Annotated in this window: 19 protein-coding genes; 9 read left to right on the forward strand and 10 right to left on the reverse strand. The window is 46.2% G+C overall.

Annotated features, from left to right (window positions below; genetic code table 11):
* Position 1: 1 nt before the first annotated feature.
* From ICN41_RS07765 to bioB, 6 genes are all read right to left on the reverse strand, one after another.
* Positions 2-1,771: a penicillin-binding protein 2 gene (locus ICN41_RS07765; protein ID WP_216292373.1), complete on the reverse strand. Its 1,770-nt coding sequence runs from the start codon at positions 1,769-1,771 to the stop codon at positions 2-4.
* Positions 1,768-2,034, reverse strand: a complete 267-nt coding sequence (ftsL, locus tag ICN41_RS07770) for a cell division protein FtsL (RefSeq protein WP_216292374.1) — start codon at positions 2,032-2,034, stop codon at positions 1,768-1,770. The genes ICN41_RS07765 and ftsL overlap by 4 nt, the downstream gene beginning before the upstream one ends.
* Entirely contained in the window at positions 2,031-2,981 is a 951-nt protein-coding gene (gene rsmH / locus ICN41_RS07775) for a 16S rRNA (cytosine(1402)-N(4))-methyltransferase RsmH (protein WP_216292375.1), read from the reverse strand. The genes ftsL and rsmH overlap by 4 nt, the downstream gene beginning before the upstream one ends.
* Before the next feature lie 12 nt (positions 2,982-2,993).
* Entirely contained in the window at positions 2,994-3,422 is a 429-nt protein-coding gene (mraZ, locus tag ICN41_RS07780; RefSeq protein ID WP_216292376.1) for a division/cell wall cluster transcriptional repressor MraZ, read from the reverse strand.
* Positions 3,423-3,722: 300 nt separating this feature from the next.
* Positions 3,723-4,352, reverse strand: a complete 630-nt coding sequence (gene coq7, locus ICN41_RS07785; RefSeq protein ID WP_216292377.1) for a 2-polyprenyl-3-methyl-6-methoxy-1,4-benzoquinone monooxygenase — start codon at positions 4,350-4,352, stop codon at positions 3,723-3,725.
* A gap of 13 nt (positions 4,353-4,365) precedes the next feature.
* Entirely contained in the window at positions 4,366-5,403 is a 1,038-nt protein-coding gene (gene bioB, locus ICN41_RS07790) for a biotin synthase BioB (RefSeq protein WP_216292378.1), read from the reverse strand.
* 89 nt (positions 5,404-5,492) lie between these two features.
* Here bioB and bioA point away from each other — a divergent pair, with 89 nt between their 5' ends.
* From bioA to ICN41_RS07810, 4 genes are read left to right on the forward strand one after another with little or no spacing between them, the layout of a single operon-like run.
* Positions 5,493-6,839 carry an adenosylmethionine--8-amino-7-oxononanoate transaminase gene (gene bioA / locus ICN41_RS07795; protein WP_216292379.1) on the forward strand — a complete coding sequence of 449 codons (1,347 nt, stop codon included), beginning with the start codon at positions 5,493-5,495 and terminating at the stop codon, positions 6,837-6,839.
* Positions 6,836-8,068 carry an 8-amino-7-oxononanoate synthase gene (gene bioF / locus ICN41_RS07800; protein ID WP_216292380.1) on the forward strand — a complete coding sequence of 411 codons (1,233 nt, stop codon included), beginning with the start codon at positions 6,836-6,838 and terminating at the stop codon, positions 8,066-8,068. The genes bioA and bioF overlap by 4 nt, the downstream gene beginning before the upstream one ends.
* Positions 8,065-8,784: a dethiobiotin synthase gene (gene bioD, locus ICN41_RS07805; protein ID WP_216292381.1), complete on the forward strand. Its 720-nt coding sequence runs from the start codon at positions 8,065-8,067 to the stop codon at positions 8,782-8,784. Before bioF ends, bioD begins: the two co-directional genes overlap by 4 nt.
* A 58-nt stretch (positions 8,785-8,842) precedes the next feature.
* Complete coding sequence (locus ICN41_RS07810; RefSeq protein WP_216292382.1) at positions 8,843-10,039, forward strand: M20 aminoacylase family protein; 1,197 nt, start codon at positions 8,843-8,845, stop codon at positions 10,037-10,039.
* Here ICN41_RS07810 and ICN41_RS07815 read toward each other — a convergent pair.
* From ICN41_RS07815 to apaG, 3 genes are all read right to left on the reverse strand, one after another.
* Positions 10,036-10,812 (reverse strand): enoyl-CoA hydratase, encoded by a 777-nt coding sequence (locus ICN41_RS07815; RefSeq protein ID WP_216292383.1) that lies wholly within the window; start codon positions 10,810-10,812, stop codon positions 10,036-10,038. The two genes, ICN41_RS07810 and ICN41_RS07815, sit on opposite strands and share 4 nt — an antisense overlap.
* A gap of 25 nt (positions 10,813-10,837) precedes the next feature.
* On the reverse strand, positions 10,838-11,989 hold the full coding sequence (locus tag ICN41_RS07820) for a murein transglycosylase A (protein ID WP_216292384.1): 1,152 nt from the start codon (positions 11,987-11,989) through the stop codon (positions 10,838-10,840).
* A 115-nt stretch (positions 11,990-12,104) separates the two neighbouring features.
* The gene (gene apaG, locus ICN41_RS07825; protein WP_216292385.1) at positions 12,105-12,479 is read right to left on the reverse strand and encodes a Co2+/Mg2+ efflux protein ApaG; all 375 of its coding nucleotides are present in this window, start codon (positions 12,477-12,479) and stop codon (positions 12,105-12,107) included.
* A 49-nt stretch (positions 12,480-12,528) separates the two neighbouring features.
* On the opposite strand from apaG, the gene rpe reads away from it, so the two are divergent.
* From rpe to trpC, 5 genes are read left to right on the forward strand one after another with little or no spacing between them, the layout of a single operon-like run.
* Positions 12,529-13,254, forward strand: coding sequence for a ribulose-phosphate 3-epimerase (gene rpe / locus ICN41_RS07830; protein WP_216292386.1), 726 nt, complete (start codon positions 12,529-12,531; stop codon positions 13,252-13,254).
* The gene (gene trpE, locus ICN41_RS07835; protein ID WP_216292387.1) at positions 13,254-14,759 is read left to right on the forward strand and encodes an anthranilate synthase component I; all 1,506 of its coding nucleotides are present in this window, start codon (positions 13,254-13,256) and stop codon (positions 14,757-14,759) included. The genes rpe and trpE overlap by 1 nt, the downstream gene beginning before the upstream one ends.
* Positions 14,743-15,309 (forward strand): aminodeoxychorismate/anthranilate synthase component II, encoded by a 567-nt coding sequence (locus ICN41_RS07840; RefSeq protein WP_216292388.1) that lies wholly within the window; start codon positions 14,743-14,745, stop codon positions 15,307-15,309. The genes trpE and ICN41_RS07840 overlap by 17 nt, the downstream gene beginning before the upstream one ends.
* A gap of 11 nt (positions 15,310-15,320) precedes the next feature.
* Positions 15,321-16,355 carry an anthranilate phosphoribosyltransferase gene (gene trpD / locus ICN41_RS07845; protein WP_216292389.1) on the forward strand — a complete coding sequence of 345 codons (1,035 nt, stop codon included), beginning with the start codon at positions 15,321-15,323 and terminating at the stop codon, positions 16,353-16,355.
* The gene (gene trpC / locus ICN41_RS07850; protein ID WP_216292390.1) at positions 16,352-17,155 is read left to right on the forward strand and encodes an indole-3-glycerol phosphate synthase TrpC; all 804 of its coding nucleotides are present in this window, start codon (positions 16,352-16,354) and stop codon (positions 17,153-17,155) included. Before trpD ends, trpC begins: the two co-directional genes overlap by 4 nt.
* Here trpC and ICN41_RS07855 read toward each other — a convergent pair.
* Positions 17,136-17,705 carry a hypothetical protein gene (locus tag ICN41_RS07855; RefSeq protein WP_216292391.1) on the reverse strand — a complete coding sequence of 190 codons (570 nt, stop codon included), beginning with the start codon at positions 17,703-17,705 and terminating at the stop codon, positions 17,136-17,138. The genes trpC and ICN41_RS07855 overlap by 20 nt on opposite strands.
* Positions 17,706-17,723: the final 18 nt, after the last annotated feature.

The raw sequence follows: 17,723 nt of genomic DNA on the forward strand, positions 1-17,723 counted from the left end.
CTCATCTTTTCAAAACCACATGTTGAGTCTGAGCATTGGCAGTGCGAATTTCTTCTGCCGTCTTATCCTGTAGAACCATTTGCTTCACTTTGGCATCAGGCAATACATTTAATGTATGTAGCGTTTCACTGACGATGGTAGAAAACACGGGTGCTGCAACATCACCACCATAGTGACTTCCGCCAGTAGGCTCATCGATCATGACCGCTACAACAATACGTGGTGCACTGATAGGTGCCAATCCAACAAAGTACGCGCGGTACTTGTTGCCATAACCCTTACCAACCAACTTATGTGCTGTGCCAGTCTTGCCGCCAACACGGAATCCCTCTGCCTGCGCTTTGATAGCTGTACCGCCAGGTTCAGTGACAGACTCAAGCATGCTGCGCATCTCAATCGCAGTCTTTGCAGAAATAACTGGTGTACCTGGCTTAAATTCTGGGCTGCGCTCAATAGTGAGTGGCACAAGCTCTCCATCCCGAGCAAATATCGTGTACGCACGCGCTACCTGAAAGAGTGATGCAGAAATACCATAACCAAAGGCAATACGTGCTTGATCTGATGGCACCCATTTTTTGTGAGGATGCAAAGTTCCGGCAACCGCTCCCGGAAATCCAATCTTAGGGGCTTGACCAAAACCAGCTGCTGTGTAGAGATCCCACATTTCTTGTGGGGTCGTATTCATTGCTAATTTAGCAGTCCCAATGTTGCTCGATTTTTGAATAATTTGAGCGACAGTCAAGGTCCCGTATGGATGTGTGTCAGTAATTGGTTTGGGACCGATTAAATATTTCGCACCAATCGCCATTTGCGTATTTGGTTGTACTTGTCCCTTTTCAAGTGACAATGAGACCGTAATCGGTTTCATAGTTGAACCAGGCTCGAAGGTATCGGTCAAGACTCGATTACGTAATTGCTCGCCTGTTAAATATTTACGGTCATTCGGGTTATAACTTGGGTAATTAGCCAGCGCCAAGATTTCACCCGTTTGCGTATCTAGAACAACTGCCCCGCCAGCTTTAGCATGATGCGTCTCAACCGCACTCTTCACCGCGTTATAGGCAAGGAACTGAATTTTGCTATCAATAGAAAGATTTAAATCTTTGCCGTTCTGGGGCAACTGCAAGATCGCCATTTCCTCAACCACTCGACCGAGGCGATCAACTACTACGCGCCTTTGTCCAGGACGGGCAGCAAGATCTTTCTCCCGAGAGAGCTCCATGCCTTCCTGACCTTTATCGTTCACGTTTGTAAAACCAACCACGTGCGCCATCGCTTCGCCTTCTGGGTAGAAGCGACGATATTCATTATTTAAACCAATACCCGGGATTTCTAGCTGTTTAATTTGCTGTGCAACGGCTGGATCAACCTGGCGCTTTAAGAAAATCTGCTTACGCTCTTCCTTGAGTTTCTTACGTAACTCTGTCTCGCTGATTTGCAAGAGATTAGCAAGTGCTTTTACTTTTTCAGCAGAGAGGTCATCCGGTACCGTATCGTTATATGCAATGACAGACTTAGCCTCTAAGCTCGTAGCAATAACTTGACCGTTACGATCTAAAATTTTTCCACGACTTGCAGGTAACTCTAGTTCACGTTGTGTACCCCGCACACCCTTAGCTTCATAAAAAGCATTTCCTGGACCCTGAATCCAAAATGCTCTTATCAATAGCAACATGAAAACAAAGAACAACAGGAATAGCATCAGACGTGACCGCCACATGGGCAGGCGCAAAACTAAATTGGGGGTAGTCGAGAAGCCAACCGGTCTCATTTAAGCTCCCTCAAATACAAAGTACGCTCAGGGGAGATTGGAGACATACGCAATTGGTTGCGCGCTACATCACGAATACGCGCTGATTTAGACAAGTTACGTTGCTCATATTCCAGACGTAACCATTCTTGATTTAATTTTCGCTCTTCAATTTGTGCGCGTTCTTGCGCAATAAATAACTTACGAGCACGTTGCTGCGCCGCCACCAAAGAGAGCGCGCAAATCAAGAGGAGAGTAAGTAAGGTCAAAGTGGCGCGATTCATGCAACTGAGCCCATTCGTTTTTCTGCTACGCGCATGATGGCTGAACGAGCTCTGGGATTTTCTAAAATCTCTGCATCACTCGGCTTAACACGGCCAATCATCTCAAGAGCACTTTGCGGCAAGTCTTTTTCGCGTACTGGCAGACCTCGAGGCACCTCTACTTTTGAATGTGCCTGCATAAACTGCTTCACGATGCGATCTTCCAGAGAATGAAAACTAATCACCGCCAACCGCGCGCCTGGCTTTAGCAATTTCAGAGCAGCCTTTAAGCCCAACTCCAAATCTTCCAACTCACGATTAATAAAGATTCTGAGTGCCTGAAAAGTTCGCGTGGCAGGATCTTGACCAGCCTCACGCGTGCGCACAACACTGGCAACTAGCGCTGCAAGCTCAGTAGTAGTTTGTGGTGACGAGCCTGCTTCGCGCTTGGCCACAATAGCCTTCGCAATCTGAAATGCAAAGCGCTCTTCTCCGTAAGTCTTAATCACGTGAGTGATTTCCTCCTGCGGCGCTTGCTCTAGCCACTGAGCAGCAGTTAAACCTTGCTCCGTGTTCATGCGCATGTCCAAAGGACCCTCGCGGCGAAATGAAAATCCCCGATGCCCCTCGTCCACCTGCGGTGAGCTGATTCCCAAATCCAACAAAATTCCATCGACCGATTCTGGCTCTGCGTAGTGATCCATATGAGCAAAGCTGTCGTGCACGATTTTTAAACGAGGGTCGTTGATCTGCTGCGCAACTGCAATCGCATCTAGATCTTTGTCGAATGAAATCATGCGCGCTGTTGATCCAAGCTGCTTTAGCAATGCTTGAGTGTGACCGCCGCGCCCAAATGTTCCATCGATGAGCAAAATATTCTTTGCTGGATTCTGTTCTTGGATGAGTGGGCCATCGATTAGCGCCGTCACCGCCTCGGCCAGCAACACTGGGCGATGAGTTATGTTCATAGCACCCTGTCATCAAAAATTAAATTGCTTGAGTGCTTCAGGCATGCCTTGCGCAATCGCAGCCTGTTCTTTTGCAGCATAAGTTGCTGCATCCCACAATTCCAAGTGACTACCCATTCCCAGCAAAATAACTTCTTTTGCAATGTCTGCCGCAGCACGCAATTCCGGACTCACCAAAATTCGGCCAGCGCTATCCAAATCGAGATCCACCGCATTACCGAGAAAAATTCTGCGCCACCAGTGGGCATCCATCGGCAATTGCGCAACTCGTGATCTGAAGTTTTCCCACTCGGGTCTCGGGAAGAGCAAAAGGCAACCATCTGGGTGCTTTGTGAGCGTAATCCGACCCTCACCTTGTACCAACAAGGCGTCACGATGCTTTGCCGGCACAGACATGCGGCCTTTTGCATCTAAATTGAGAGCTGACGCACCTTGAAACACCAATTACCCCACTTTTTCACACTTCCTCCCACTTTAGAGGATCGCCATTAGAGGGTCAAGTGTTTTTGGGGGTTTTTTTAGGAAATTCTCTAGTGTTTACAAACACTTAGCGTCATGTGTTAATAAAATGGTGATAATAAAATAGCTACTTGAAACAACAGCTTGGAAAATATACTTAAGAATAGATCTTAGCTCTTAGGCTAGATAATCAGTAAATGCACTGTATTTAAAAACAGTATCTCAATTAAAAATATATCAAAAAATTAATCAAAATCTGATTTTTGATTCTCAATATCAGATTTAAATCTTATACGCAGTACTTGTCATTATTTTTGACATCGTCTGCATCATTTTTTGAATTGGTTCAGGTAAGGGCACTCCACCAGCTTCTTTTGCTGCCTGTCCATGCTCAATTTCATCGACGCGCATTTGATCAACAATTGCGCGTGAACGATGATCCTCCTGCGGTAATTTTTGTAGATGACTTTCTAGGTGATTCTCTACTTGTTTTTCTGTTTCAGCAACAAAACCTAAACTCCACTTGTCGCCCGCTAAGCCAGCAGCCAAGCCAATCGCAAAGGATCCTGCATACCACAATGGATTGAGATAACTCGTATGCGAACCGAGTTCTTGCAAGCGCGTTTCACACCACGCAAGGTGATCCATTTCTTCTTGCCCAGAGTGATTGAGCATTTCTTGAATTTCCGGATTTCGGGCAACTAATTTTTGAGATTGATAGAGTGCTTGCGCACAAACTTCACCTACATGATTAACGCGCATTAGTCCTGCAGCATGCTGACGCTCTTGAGTATCTAAAACCGTTTTTGAGAGCATCTCAGCACCAGGTGCAGGACGTTGCGAATTTGCCCCGCCGACCACTGAACGAAGGGCGGTATCAAACTCAATAATCAGGCGATCGATTGGGGACATAAACGTCAAGAAACTAGATTAAAACTTCTGCTTTAGAGCTTTTTTTCGTTTTCAAACCTAGCTCAGCCAATAGTGCTCGGTCTTGTTCTGCCTCGGGATTGCCGGTAGTGAGTAGTTGCTCACCGTAGAAAATAGAGTTGGCGCCAGCCAAAAAGCACATTGCCTGAACTGCCCTACCTAGTTCCTGACGACCAGCAGATAGGCGCACGCGTGCCTTGGGCATCGTAATCCGCGCAACAGCAATGGTTCTGACAAATTCTAGAGGATCCAATGGCTTTTGCTCAGCCAGTGGCGTGCCTGCTACCGGCACCAAATGGTTGATTGGCACTGACTCAGGATATGGGCTCAAATTAGCCAATTGCGTCAAAAATGCAGCCCGTTGTTCACGGGATTCACCCATACCCACAATGCCACCACAACAGACGGACATGCCTGCTGCACGTACATTGGAAATAGTGTCCAAGCGATCTTGATAGCCTCGTGTAGAAATTACTGAACGGTAAAAGTCTTCGCTCGTATCGAGGTTATGGTTATAAAAATCTAAGCCTGCCTCCTGCAATGCTTGGGCTTGATCTGCCTCCAGCATGCCCAGAGTGGCGCAGGTTTCAAGGCCTAAAGCCTTGACTCCCTTAATCATGGCGGTGACCTTCTCAATATCGCGGTCTTTTGGCTCGCGCCATGCAGCGCCCATACAAAAACGATTCGAGCCGGCAGCTTTGGCGGCTTTGGCAGCCTCCAATACTTCCTCCAGGCCCATCAGCTTCTCTGCCTTCACATCGGTGTCATAGCGTGCTGCCTGTGGGCAATAACTGCAGTCCTCCGGGCATCCGCCGGTTTTGATGGAAAGCAAGGTGGCCAACTCCACATCGCCCTCTGGAAAATAGGTTTTATGGGTTTCTTGAGCTTTGAGCATCAACTCGTTAAAAGGCAGTGCAAATAAAGCTTCAATCTGGGCAACAGACCATACTCCGGAAGCGTCCACCTCTTTACGCAAATCCGCCTGGGATTTCATTAGGGTGAGGGGTTTTTCAACAGTTTGGGAGTCCAACATGGGTAAATTCCAGAAAATAGGTCAATTCAAGGCATAAACATAACAGATACAAGCCAATTTTAGGAAAAACTAGTGGTCAAATACCAAAGATGAAGCTTATTTCCGATCTAAATCCCAGATCCCTCGTAGAGCGTAGTTTGGATGCCGTATGGCACCCTTGTACCCAAATGAAGCACCATGAATCCTTTCCACTGATTGCAATCAGTAAAGGTAAAGGGGCATGGCTTTATGACGAAAACGGCAATGCTTTACTCGATTGCATAAGCTCCTGGTGGACTAATCTGTTTGGGCACGCAAATCCACACATTAATGAGGCCATTACCAAGCAATTAGGAAAGATTGAGCACGTCATGCTTGCCGGCTTTACTCATCCCCCGGTAGTAGAGCTCTCCGAAAAATTATCTGCTCTCACTAAGGAAAATCTGGGGCATGTTTTTTATGCTTCTGACGGAGCCTCTGCAGTTGAGATTGCTTTGAAGATGAGTCATCACTATTGGCAACTTCAAGGCAAGCCACAAAAGAAAAAATTTGTTTGTCTTGAAAATGGCTACCACGGAGAAACACTTGGTGCATTAGCAGTAACCGATGTTGCTATTTTTCGTGAAGCCTATGGCGCACTTTTGCAAGATGTTTATACAGCGCCATCGCCAGATGCCCGTAAGGCAAAATCTGGAGAGAATGCTGATGATGTAGCTAGACAAGCAGCGAAAGAACTTGAGCAACTTTTTGAAAAAGAACATCAACAGATCGCAGCCATCATTATTGAGCCACTGGTGCAGTGTGCTGGACAAATGGCGATGCATTCACCAGAATATCTTCGACTCGTCAGAGACTTATGTGATCGCTATGAGATTCATTTAATTGCGGATGAAATTGCCGTGGGATGTGGGCGTAGTGGTTCATTTTTTGCTTGCGAGCAAGCCCAAATCTGGCCAGATTTCTTAACCCTGTCCAAGGGAATTAGTGGCGGCTATCTACCACTGTCCCTATGCATGACAACTGAAAAAATATATGGGGCGTTTTATAGCGATCAAACTCAACAAGGGTTCTTGCACTCACACTCCTATACTGGCAACCCTTTAGCTTGTTCAGCCGCCTTAGCTTGTTTAGAGATATTTGAGACTGAGCAGGTACTAGAAAAAAATCAATCTCGCGCTAGAGATTTAGCAGATGCATTCGCTTGGGCAAAGACGGATGACCGTATCGAGCATTGGCGTCAACAGGGAATGATTTTGGCGTTTGATATTAAGCGAGCATGTCTTAAAAATCCGTCTGCCTTTCCGCGCCAAATGTTCTCTGAATGCATTAACGAGGGCCTATTGATTCGTCCCATTGCAAATACGATCTACGTCATGCCGCCCTATATCCTGTCCACCGAAGAAGCAGCACAAATGGGTAAGGCTGTAGCACGTGCCCTGGATAAGGCCTTGTCATGAGTCACTCATTTAAGGCATTACATCTGGCTGAAAGCCAAATAGCCGAACTGGATTTGCAATTACTGAGACGCCGCTTACGCGCCACTGAATCAGCCTGCGATACAAAATCAACAGTTGATGGCCGTGAACTAAAAGCATTTTGTAGCAATGACTATCTTGGACTTGCAAATCATCCCGCACTAATTGCGGCACTTGCTGAAGGTGCAAAACGCTATGGCGTTGGCAGTGGCGCCTCCCATTTAATTAGTGGCCATAGCGTCGCACACGAATTACTTGAAAAAAAATTAGCCTCTTTTCAAAGTCAACATATTCCCCAAGCACGAGCATTATTTTTTAGTACTGGTTACCTTGCGAACCTCACAGCGATTACAGGCCTTGTAAGGCTAGCCCCATCAGGCCAAGCCAGCATCTATTCAGCAAAACTCAATCATGCCTCTTTGATTGATGGAGTACGTCTGGCTGGCGCACAAAATAAAGCCTCTGTCACTCTGTTTGACCATACCCAGTTGGACTCCCTCACAGAGTCATTAAAGAATGATCAAAAGCCATTCAAACTCATCGTGACAGATGGCGTTTTCAGTATGGATGGTGATCTCGCTCCAGCAAAAGCCTTACTGCAAATTGCTGAGCAATACGATGCCCTGCTCTTGATTGATGATGCTCATGGATTTGGTGTCCTAGGCAAACAAGGGCACGGAATCTTAGAGCAGGATAATTTGAATTCTGAGCGATTGATCTATATCGGCACTCTAGGCAAAGCAGCGGGAGTGAGTGGCGCATTTATTTGTGCACATGATTCATTTATTGAATGGCTCATTCAAAAAGGACGCCCCTACATCTACAGTACAGCGACTCCTCCGGCAATTGCACACACCCTTTTAACAAGTCTTGAGCTGATCGAAGGTGAAGAAGGTCAAAATCGACGTACACATCTCCGCCAACTGATTGAAATCTGGAAAAAAGAAATGGTCTTTGCCCAATGGGAAAAGAGTTTTTCTAGCACCCCCATACAACCAGTCATTCTAGGCAGCAATGCAAATGCTCTGCTGGCTGCAAAACTATTAGATGAGGCAGGTTATTGGATTCCTGCAATTCGTCCACCTACCGTTCCCGATGGCAGCGCCCGTCTGCGTATCACCTTTTCTGCAAACCATACTGTGGATGATTTACGTCAGCTGATTCATCAACTCAAGCAGATTGAACAAACAAGCATGGTGCAAGCGTCATGAGTCTGGCGAATGGTTTTTTTATTACAGGTACAGATACTGAGGTTGGAAAAACTTTAGTTGCTGGTGCGCTCATTCTTAAAATGCGTGAACAAGGGATTAATACTGTTGGCTTTAAACCCATAGTTGCAGGCACCTATCAAGATCATGATGGAAAAATTCTCAATGAGGATTTGGAAACTCTGCGTTTAGCCTCACAACTAGCACCAGAACAAATGGTTTTGTGTCCCTACATATTGGACATGCCAATTGCGCCGCACATTGCCTCGGAAAAATTGGGTATCCATCTAGATCTCCAGATCATGATGGGTGCTTACGAGCAAATACGGAGTCAAGTAGAGGCCCTTGTAGTAGAGGGTGCCGGTGGATTTTTAGTTCCTATCAATGCAACAGAAAATTTAAGTGATCTCGCGCAAAAATTACAGCTGCCGATCATCATGGTAGTTGGCATGCGATTAGGATGCATTAATCATGCGCTACTCACCGAAGAAGCATTGACATCACGCCAACTGAAAGTAGCTGGCTGGATTGCAAACACCCTCGCTTCTGAAATGCCCTTCTTAGAAGAAAATATTCAATACCTTCAACACAAAATGAGGGCGCCCTTATTGGGGGTCATTCCTTCTTTGCCCGCGTCACTAAAAAAACAGATTGATGCCCCCTATTCAATAGAAGCTTTGCAATTTGCTGCGCAGCACATAAACCTACTTAAACCTTGAACCCCCTGTAGCTAGCACTCTAGATGCATGTCTACAGACTTTCGGATAAGATGAAGGAATGCATTTACTTCCAGAAATTATCGATTCAGCTAACTCCATTCAAGAGATTCGCCGCAATATTCATGCTCACCCGGAGCTGCGCTTTGAAGAAAATCGCACTTCCGACCTAGTAGCAGAAGCGCTTTCTAGCTGGGGTATTACCGTTTTTCGTGGCATGGGAAAAACAGGCGTAGTTGGAAGACTGGATGGAGACTTAGGTCCCGGCAAGATGATTGGCTTACGCGCTGATATGGATGCGCTGCCCCTCCAAGAACATAACAACTTTGAGCACACCTCCCGCAATCCAGGAAAGATGCATGCCTGTGGTCATGACGGTCACACTGCCATGCTGCTTGGAGCTGCTCAGTATTTATCCAATCATCGGGATTTCAAAGGTACTGTCATTTTTATATTCCAGCCTGCAGAGGAAGGTGGCGCTGGTGCAAAAGAAATGATTAAAGATGGTCTCTTTAAAGAATTCCCATGTGATGCTGTCTTTGGTTTGCATAACTGGCCTGGATTAGAAGAGGGTCACTTTGGCGTCACTACAGGTCCTATGATGGCCTCTAGCAATGCTTTTGAAATCACTATCAAAGGCAAAGGTGGACATGCAGCGCTACCTCACAATAGCGCGGATCCGGTGCTAACTGGTGTGCAGTTGGTACAAGCCCTACAAAGCATCATCACTCGCAATAAACGCCCAGTTGATGCAGCGGTCTTATCAATTACCCAGTTTCACGCAGGCGAAACCAGTAACGTCATTCCGAACAGTGCCTTTATCGGCGGTACGGTAAGAACTTTTACCCTAGAAGTCTTAGATTTAATTGAAGAGCGTCTTCGTGAAATTTCTCATGCCGTTGCAAGCGCATTTGATTGCCAAGCAGAAGTTGAGTTTAGAAGAAGTTACCCACCACTAATCAATCATGACAAAGAAGTAGCATTTGCTGCGGAAGTCATGAGTGAAGTAGTTGGGGCACAAAACGTCAATACTTCAATTGATCCTACGATGGGCGCTGAAGACTTTGCTTTTCTATTGCTTGAAAAGCCTGGCTGCTACGTCTTCTTAGGAAATGGTGATGGCGATCATCGCTCGGTAGGTCATGGCATGGGGCCATGCCATTTACACAACCCATCTTATGATTTCAATGACGCCTTGATTCCAGTTGGCGTGAGCTATTGGGTCAAACTAGCTCAGCGCTATCTAGAGAAAAATTAAGAGTTAGTAAATTTGGCTGGGCGTTTTTCCATAAACGCTGCCATACCTTCTTTTTGATCGTTCGTTGCAAAGCAAGCATGAAATAAGCGACGCTCAAAATGAATGCCTTCAGACAAAGTAGTTTCATAGGCAGTATTGATCGCCTCCTTAACCATCATGGCTGTGAGTAAAGGCATATCGGCAATTCCCTTAGCTATCGCTTTTACTTCTTTCAATAAGTCGGCCTGCGGAAATACACGAGCAACTAAGCCTGCACGCTCTGCCTCTGCTGCATCCATCATGCGCCCTGTTAAGGCCAAATCCATTGCCTTTGCCTTTGATACTGCACGCGGTAAACGCTGCGTACCACCGGCGCCTGGAATAATTCCCAACTTCACTTCTGGTTGAGCAAATTTGGCATTGTCTGCAGCCATGATGGTGTCGCACATCATCGCCAACTCACAACCCCCACCAAGGGCATAACCAGAAACTGCTGCGATTACTGGCTTGCGTACTTTCTTTATTTCCTCCCAATTACGAGTAATAAAGTCTTCGCGATAGACATCCTTAAAACCGTATTTAGCCATTGATGCGATATCTGCACCAGCAGCAAATGCTTTCTCGCTTCCGGTCACGATGATGCAACCAATATTGTCATCAGCATCAAAACCCAACAAAGCAGCGCCTAACTCGTTCATTAGCTGGTCATTGAGTGCATTGAGCACCTCAGGACGGTTCAAGGTGATGGTGGCAACTTTTCCGTCTACTTCAGTCAAAATCGTTTTATAGCTCATCAATTTCTTTCTAAAATGTATTCAATTAGCGCGGCAGCAATACCCACATCTTGCCATTTTGCTTCATACGTCCTGCCAACTCCCCGGCGGAGTCCCCTGAACCCCAATAGTAGTCTGCTCTGACCCCTCCGACAATTGCCTTGCCAGTATCTTGTGCCATGACGAGTTTTTGTAAAACTTGATCGCTAAGCGGCCGGGTTGTAGCCAAAAAAACGGGTGCGCCCAAAGGCATCGCCTGTAAATCAATCGCAATACTTCGCTCCGAAGTGAGCGGAACATTTAAAGCGCCAATCGGCCCCATATCAGCACTCACGTTTCCCGGTAATTCTTTAAAAAAGACAAAACGTGGATTGGCATTTAGCATTTCATTAACACGATCGGGATTGCGTTTAGCCCATAGTGAAATACCCTGCATGGTTGCTTCGCTGCGAGTAATTTCTTTTTTGTCGAGTAACCATTGTGCAGATGATTTGAATGGCTGCTCATTTGTCCCTGCATAACCCAGGCGCATGATGCGCCCATCTTGTAAGCGAATTTTTCCAGAGCCCTGGATTTGCATCGATGCTGCAGCTACAGGATCCTGAACCCAAGCAATTTCAGATCCTTTTAATATGCCTGAACTTATTAATTCAGCACGGCTTGGGCCAGGATTAGGCCTGCTTTGGCGCCAGGCATTCGGATAAGCATAGAGAGGCACATTGAATACATTGGTTCGAGTTTGTGAGCCATTCATCACTGGCTCGTAATAGCCGGTGATCAGGCCTGTTTCACTACCCGCACTGTTGCGGATTTCGTAGGCTTGAAAATTACTCTCGAAGTAACGCCGTATCGCCTGTGAGTCGCGTGCTGAAACGCTGCTGGCTTGTGAACATACTGAGCGCCAATTGATCTCACTACTTCGCTTACGCAATGCCTCACAGCTCTTTAACCAAGCAGGCCATGCTTGCGATAAGTCATCTTCTTGCCAACCTGGCAATGATTGCCAAGAGACTGCATTAAAGCTGGCAATGGGAGAGCTGTAATTAGCAGGTGCAGCACTCGATGGCGATCGATAGCCAGTTCCACGTGTTGGCGGCGTAGAACAAGCACTGATCAAACTAGTAATCAGGATAAGGAATACACTTCTTACAAATGTCAGCTTGAAGACAGGATCTTTTAAATTCAATATTGAAAACATGATTGCCAATTTACTCGATGAATACCCCATGCTGCTCTTTGTAGCTGAGGGGGTTATTGCTTTAGGGCTGTTGCTATTTATTGTCCTTTGGACTGGTAAAGGCAAAAAATAGCTTTTAGTGCAGTGTTCGTGGCATCACCAGAACAAATTCTGGAATAGGTGCCTGGAAAAACTGAGCTTCCTCCGTGACGCAAAAGTACTCGCCGCGCATTGTGCCTGCAGGCGTGGGCAAAGTAGCCCAGCTGGTGTATTCAAACTGCTCTCCGGTGCGCAATAAGGGTTGTTGGCCTACAACCCCCAAACCACGGACTTCTTGGACTTCGTTATCCCCGTCCGTAATAAACCAATGGCGGGCTATTAATTGGATGCTAGCCGTACCGGTATTCCTGATGGTGACCGTGTAGGCAAAGGCAAATTGGCGATTATCTGGGTCAGATTGCTCTGGAAGATACTGGGCTTTGACTGTAATGCTGATTTCGTGGGGGTTCATGCACGAATTCTGCTCCATCCTAAGGCCAACTGCAAGCTAGAATCTAGGGATGGAAAGCCAAAAAACTTCTTCTCAAAGCCAATTTCTCATTGCCCCGTCGATTTTGTCGGCTGACTTTGCCTGTTTAGGCAAAGAAGTCCAAGATGTTTTGCTTGCAGGCGCTGATTGGATTCACTTTGATGTGATGGATAACCACTATGTGCCCAACCTCACCATTGGCCCTCTGGTTTGTGAGGCTATTCGCCCTCATGCCATGAAAAATGGCAAACCGGCAGTGATTGATGTGCATCTCATGATTGAACCCGTTGATCGCATTGTTCCGGATTTTGCTAAGGCGGGTGCCAACCTTATTAGCTTTCATCCTGAGGCAAGCCCCCATGTCAATCGCACACTGAACTTAATTCGAGATCAAGGTTGTCAAGCGGGCTTGGTTTTTAATCCTGCAACTCCCTTAGATCACCTCGACCACACCTTGGAATTACTCGACTTAGTCTTGCTGATGTCCGTCAACCCTGGGTTTGGAGGTCAATCATTTATTCCAAGCACGCTCAATAAGATTGCCCAGGTACGTGCACGTCTCGATCGATACCAAGCTGAAACGGGTCGACACATTCGTTTAGAAGTAGATGGCGGCATCAAGGTCGATAACATTGCGCAAGTTGCCAATGCAGGTGCAGACACATTTGTAGCAGGCTCGGCTATTTTTGGAAAAGAAAATTACGCCTCTGTCATTGAAGCGATGCGCACAGAGTTAGGAAAGTCGAGTAAAGCCTAATGCTGCGTGAAGAATTTATTGCTCTCGGTAAACAGGGCTTCAATCGCATTCCTTTAGTAAAGGAAGTGCTTGCGGATCTTGAGACGCCGCTCTCCCTCTACGTTAAGCTGACACAGGCCTTTGGTAAGACCAATACCTATCTGCTTGAGTCTGTTTTAGGCGGCGAACGTTTTGGCCGCTTTTCCTTTATTGGCCTGCCTGCCAAGACTATTATTAAGACTGTGGGCTCACCCACCTCACCTATCAATGAAGTAGTCACCGATGGGAAGCTTGTAGAAACCAATACCGATAACCCGCTCGACTTTATTGATGCTTACTTCAAACGTTTTAATGTAGCTCTGCCACCGGGCTTGCCACGTTTTTGTGGTGGCCTTGCTGGTTACTTTGGTTATGACACTGTTCGATATATTGAATCACGTCTAGCCAAGCACTCTCTTCCAGATGAATTAGGTGTTCCAGATATTCAACTGATGTTGACTGAAGAACTTGCTGTCATTGATAACGTTGCCGGCAAAATTTATTTAATTGTGTATGCGGATCCAAGCAAGCCTGATAGTTTTGACAGCACTCAAGCTCGCTTAAAAGATTTATTGGCTTGTCTAAGTAAGCCTGTGAGCATGCCTGCTTCATTACCAAGTACCAAGACTGAATTAATCCGGAACTTTAAAGCGGATGCTTTTGAAAAAGCTGTGCTTAGAACTAAAGAATATATTTTGGCTGGTGACTGTATGCAAGTCGTTATTGGTCAACGGATTAGTAAGCCATTTACTGATTCACCATTAGCGCTATACAGAGCATTGCGTTCGCTCAATCCATCGCCCTATATGTATTTCTATGATTTTGGTGACATGCAAATTGTAGGATCCTCACCAGAAATTTTGGTGCGTCAAGAGCAACGTGCCGCAGAAAAAATTGTGACAATTCGTCCGCTTGCAGGCACTCGTCCCCGCGGTGATAACCCCGAAGAAGATGAGCGCCTTGCAAAAGAGCTTTTAGCTGATCCTAAAGAAATTGCTGAGCATGTGATGCTGATTGATTTGGCGCGCAATGACGTAGGTCGCATTGCCAAAACAGGCTCGGTCAAATTGACAGACTCCATGTCGATTGAAAAGTACTCGCATGTTCAACATATTGTGAGCTCAGTAGAAGGGCATCTTTTGGACAATATGAGCAATATGGATGTATTACGGGCCACTTTCCCGGCAGGGACTCTCTCAGGGGCCCCTAAGATTCGTGCCATGGAAATCATTGATGAAATGGAAATTGTGAAACGCGGCGTCTATGGTGGTGCAGTTGGGTATCTCTCTTTCTCAGGCGATATGGATGTCGCAATTGCGATTCGTACCGGGGTTATCCGTGATGGCGTGTTGCATTCCCAAGCAGGTGCTGGCGTAGTAGCTGACTCTGACCCCACTGCCGAATGGAAAGAAACCGAAGCAAAAGCACGCGCCGTTCTAACAGCAGCAGATTTAGTTCAAGGAGGACTCGATGCTCCTCATGATTGATAACTACGATTCCTTTACTTATAACTTAGTGCAATATTTTGCAGAGCTAGGTGAAGAAGTAAAAGTGTTTCGTAATGATGAAATTGCAGTTGAAGAAATTGCAAAAATTAATCCGGCACGCATTTGCATCTCTCCAGGACCTTGTAGTCCTGCAGAAGCCGGTATCTCAGTAGAGACCATCAAGCGCTATGCCGGACAAATTCCTATTTTGGGTGTTTGCCTTGGTCACCAGGCTATTGGTGAAGCCTTTGGTGGAAATATTATTCGCGCCCAAAAAGTGATGCATGGCAAAACCGATGATATTCACCATACGGGGGTTGGAGTTTTTAGAAACCTACCAAATCCTTTCAAGGTTACGCGCTACCATTCTCTCGCCATTGAGAAAAGTACGCTACCTGCGGTACTTGAAGTCACTGCTACCTCCTCGGATGGGGAGATTATGGGCGTACGCCATAAAGACCTTTTAGTGGAAGGCGTGCAATTTCATCCAGAGTCTATTTTGTCTGAGCATGGACATGCACTTCTCAAGAATTTTTTGCAAAGTAAATAACTATTAGCAATATGTCGATAACTCCTCAAGAAGCCCTCCAACGCTGCATCGAACATCGCGAACTATTTCACGATGAGATGACTGCCATGATGCGTCTCATCATGAGCGGCGAGATGTCCCCCGAGTTGGTGGCTGGACTACTCGTAGCATTACGCACCAAAAAAGAAACTGTTGGAGAGATTGCAGCAGCAGCGCAAGTCATGCGTGAATTTGCTACCTCGGTACACGTAGAAGATCGTACGTATCTAGTGGATGTAGTTGGAACTGGTGGCGATGGTGCACATACTTTTAATATCTCTACCGCAGCCATGTTTGTTGCAGCTGGCGCTGGCGCCAAGATCGCCAAGCATGGAAATCGTAGTGTGAGCAGCAAATCTGGGAGCGCTGACGTACTAGAGGCACTGGGAGTGAATCTCGCCCTTTCCGCCGAGCAGGTTGCACAGTGCATCTCAAGTGTTGGGGCAGGCTTTATGTTCGCTCCAAACCACCATCCTGCCATGAAAAATGTGGTGCCTATTCGTAAGCAATTGGGTGTGCGTACTATTTTTAACATCCTAGGCCCCCTCACCAACCCTGCTGATGCCAAGCGAATTTTGATGGGTGTGTTTCATGCAGACCTAGTAGGTATCCAAGCTCGGGTATTACAAGCCTTAGGCATGGAACATGCTTTAGTGGTTTATGGGCGTGATGGTTTAGATGAGATTTCTCTTGAAGGACCCACACTCGTTGGCGAACTAAAAGATGGCATAGTGCGTGAATATGAAATTCATCCACAGGATTTTGGTCTCAGTACTGCGCCTACCAATGGCTTTAAGGTGGCTAATGCAGAAGAATCCAAGCAAATTGTTTTAGATGTCATTAATAACAAACCTGGGGCAGCTAGCGATATTGTCTGCCTCAATGCTGGTGCTACGCTCTATGTGGCAGGGGTTGCACCCGATATTGCGAGCGGTATCAACATGGCCAAAGCATCTATTGCCTCAGGCGCTGCTCGCCAAAAACTGAATGCCTTTGTTGCAGCAACTCAAGCGAAGTCAACTTCATGAGCGATATTCTAGAAAAAATTGTTGCGACCAAGAAGCGTGAAATTACGGATATCTCAAAGCAAATTTCTTTAAGCACCCAACGTGAGATTGCTGTAGAGAATAACCAGAGTCCACTTTTAAAGCCACGTGGTTTCATTGCCTCAATCAATCAAAAAATTGCAGCTGGTAAAGCAGGTGTGATTACGGAAATTAAAAAAGCAAGCCCAAGTAAAGGTGTTCTCCGAGAAAACTTTATACCAGCAGAAATCGCCCGTACTTATGAGCAGCATGGTGCAGCTTGTTTATCCGTTCTAACGGATCTTGATTACTTTCAAGGATGTAATGCCTACCTTCAGGAAGCACGTGCAGCCTGTAGCATTCCAGTACTTAGAAAAGATTTCACGATTGACCCCTATCAGGTCTATGAAGCACGAGCCATTGGCGCGGATGCAATTCTCTTGATCGTTGCCTGCTTAGAACTCAATCAAATGAAAGAGCTAGAAGCTTGCGCCCACGAACTAGGTTTGGATGTTTTGGTCGAAGTGCACAACGCACCCGAACTAGAACAAGCTCTTGAATTAAAAACACCTTTACTAGGCATCAATAATCGCAACCTCAAGACATTCGAGGTGACTTTACAGACAACCCTATCCCTGATGTCTATGGTTCCTAAAAATAAAACCTTGGTTACTGAATCAGGCATTCTTAATCGAGCAGATGTTCAACTCATGCGCGATAACCAGATCAATGCATTTTTAGTCGGCGAAGCTTTTATGCGCGCTAACAACCCAGGGGTTGCTCTTAGCGAGCTGTTTGCTTAAATCGCTTTAGCAAGTCCATTCCTGACTTCACTACCGCTATGAGCAGCAGTGATCCCAGGACGTCTCCAAACACCATCACCGCAAAGTGATCCAGAGTTCCAGCTTCATTTAGCCCCATAGTAGAAAACCACCACTGATGCAGGCCGGCACTCAAAAAGGCGTAGACCAGTATGCAGATGCCTAGCTTATAGATATTGAGATTACTAAGGTCAGACTCCAGTTGAATGTTCTTCAAAATGAAGACGCGGGCAAAATAAGGCGCAAAACCTGAAATCAAGCCAATCCCAATACATAGAGTTAAATCGTGTGGAAAATCGCCGTAATAGCTAATTAGAAATGAGGCTATAGCAATTCCGATAGCGCCGGATAGACCAAAGATGAGGGTAAGAAATAGGCGCAGTCCTGCAGGCAAATAAACCCAGTTCACTCCCACCCCAAAGGTGAGGGAACTTGCCACCGCCGCATTGCAATAAAACAGAATGCTATAGGTCAGCGCACTTAAAAGCAATTGAAAAAACCAAGCGGAAGTAGATGAGAATACTTTTGACATTAATAACAGTATGGTTTA

The sequence above is a fragment of the Polynucleobacter sp. 15G-AUS-farblos genome (assembly GCF_018882445.1).
In the GTDB taxonomy this organism is placed as follows: Bacteria; Pseudomonadota; Gammaproteobacteria; order Burkholderiales; family Burkholderiaceae; genus Polynucleobacter.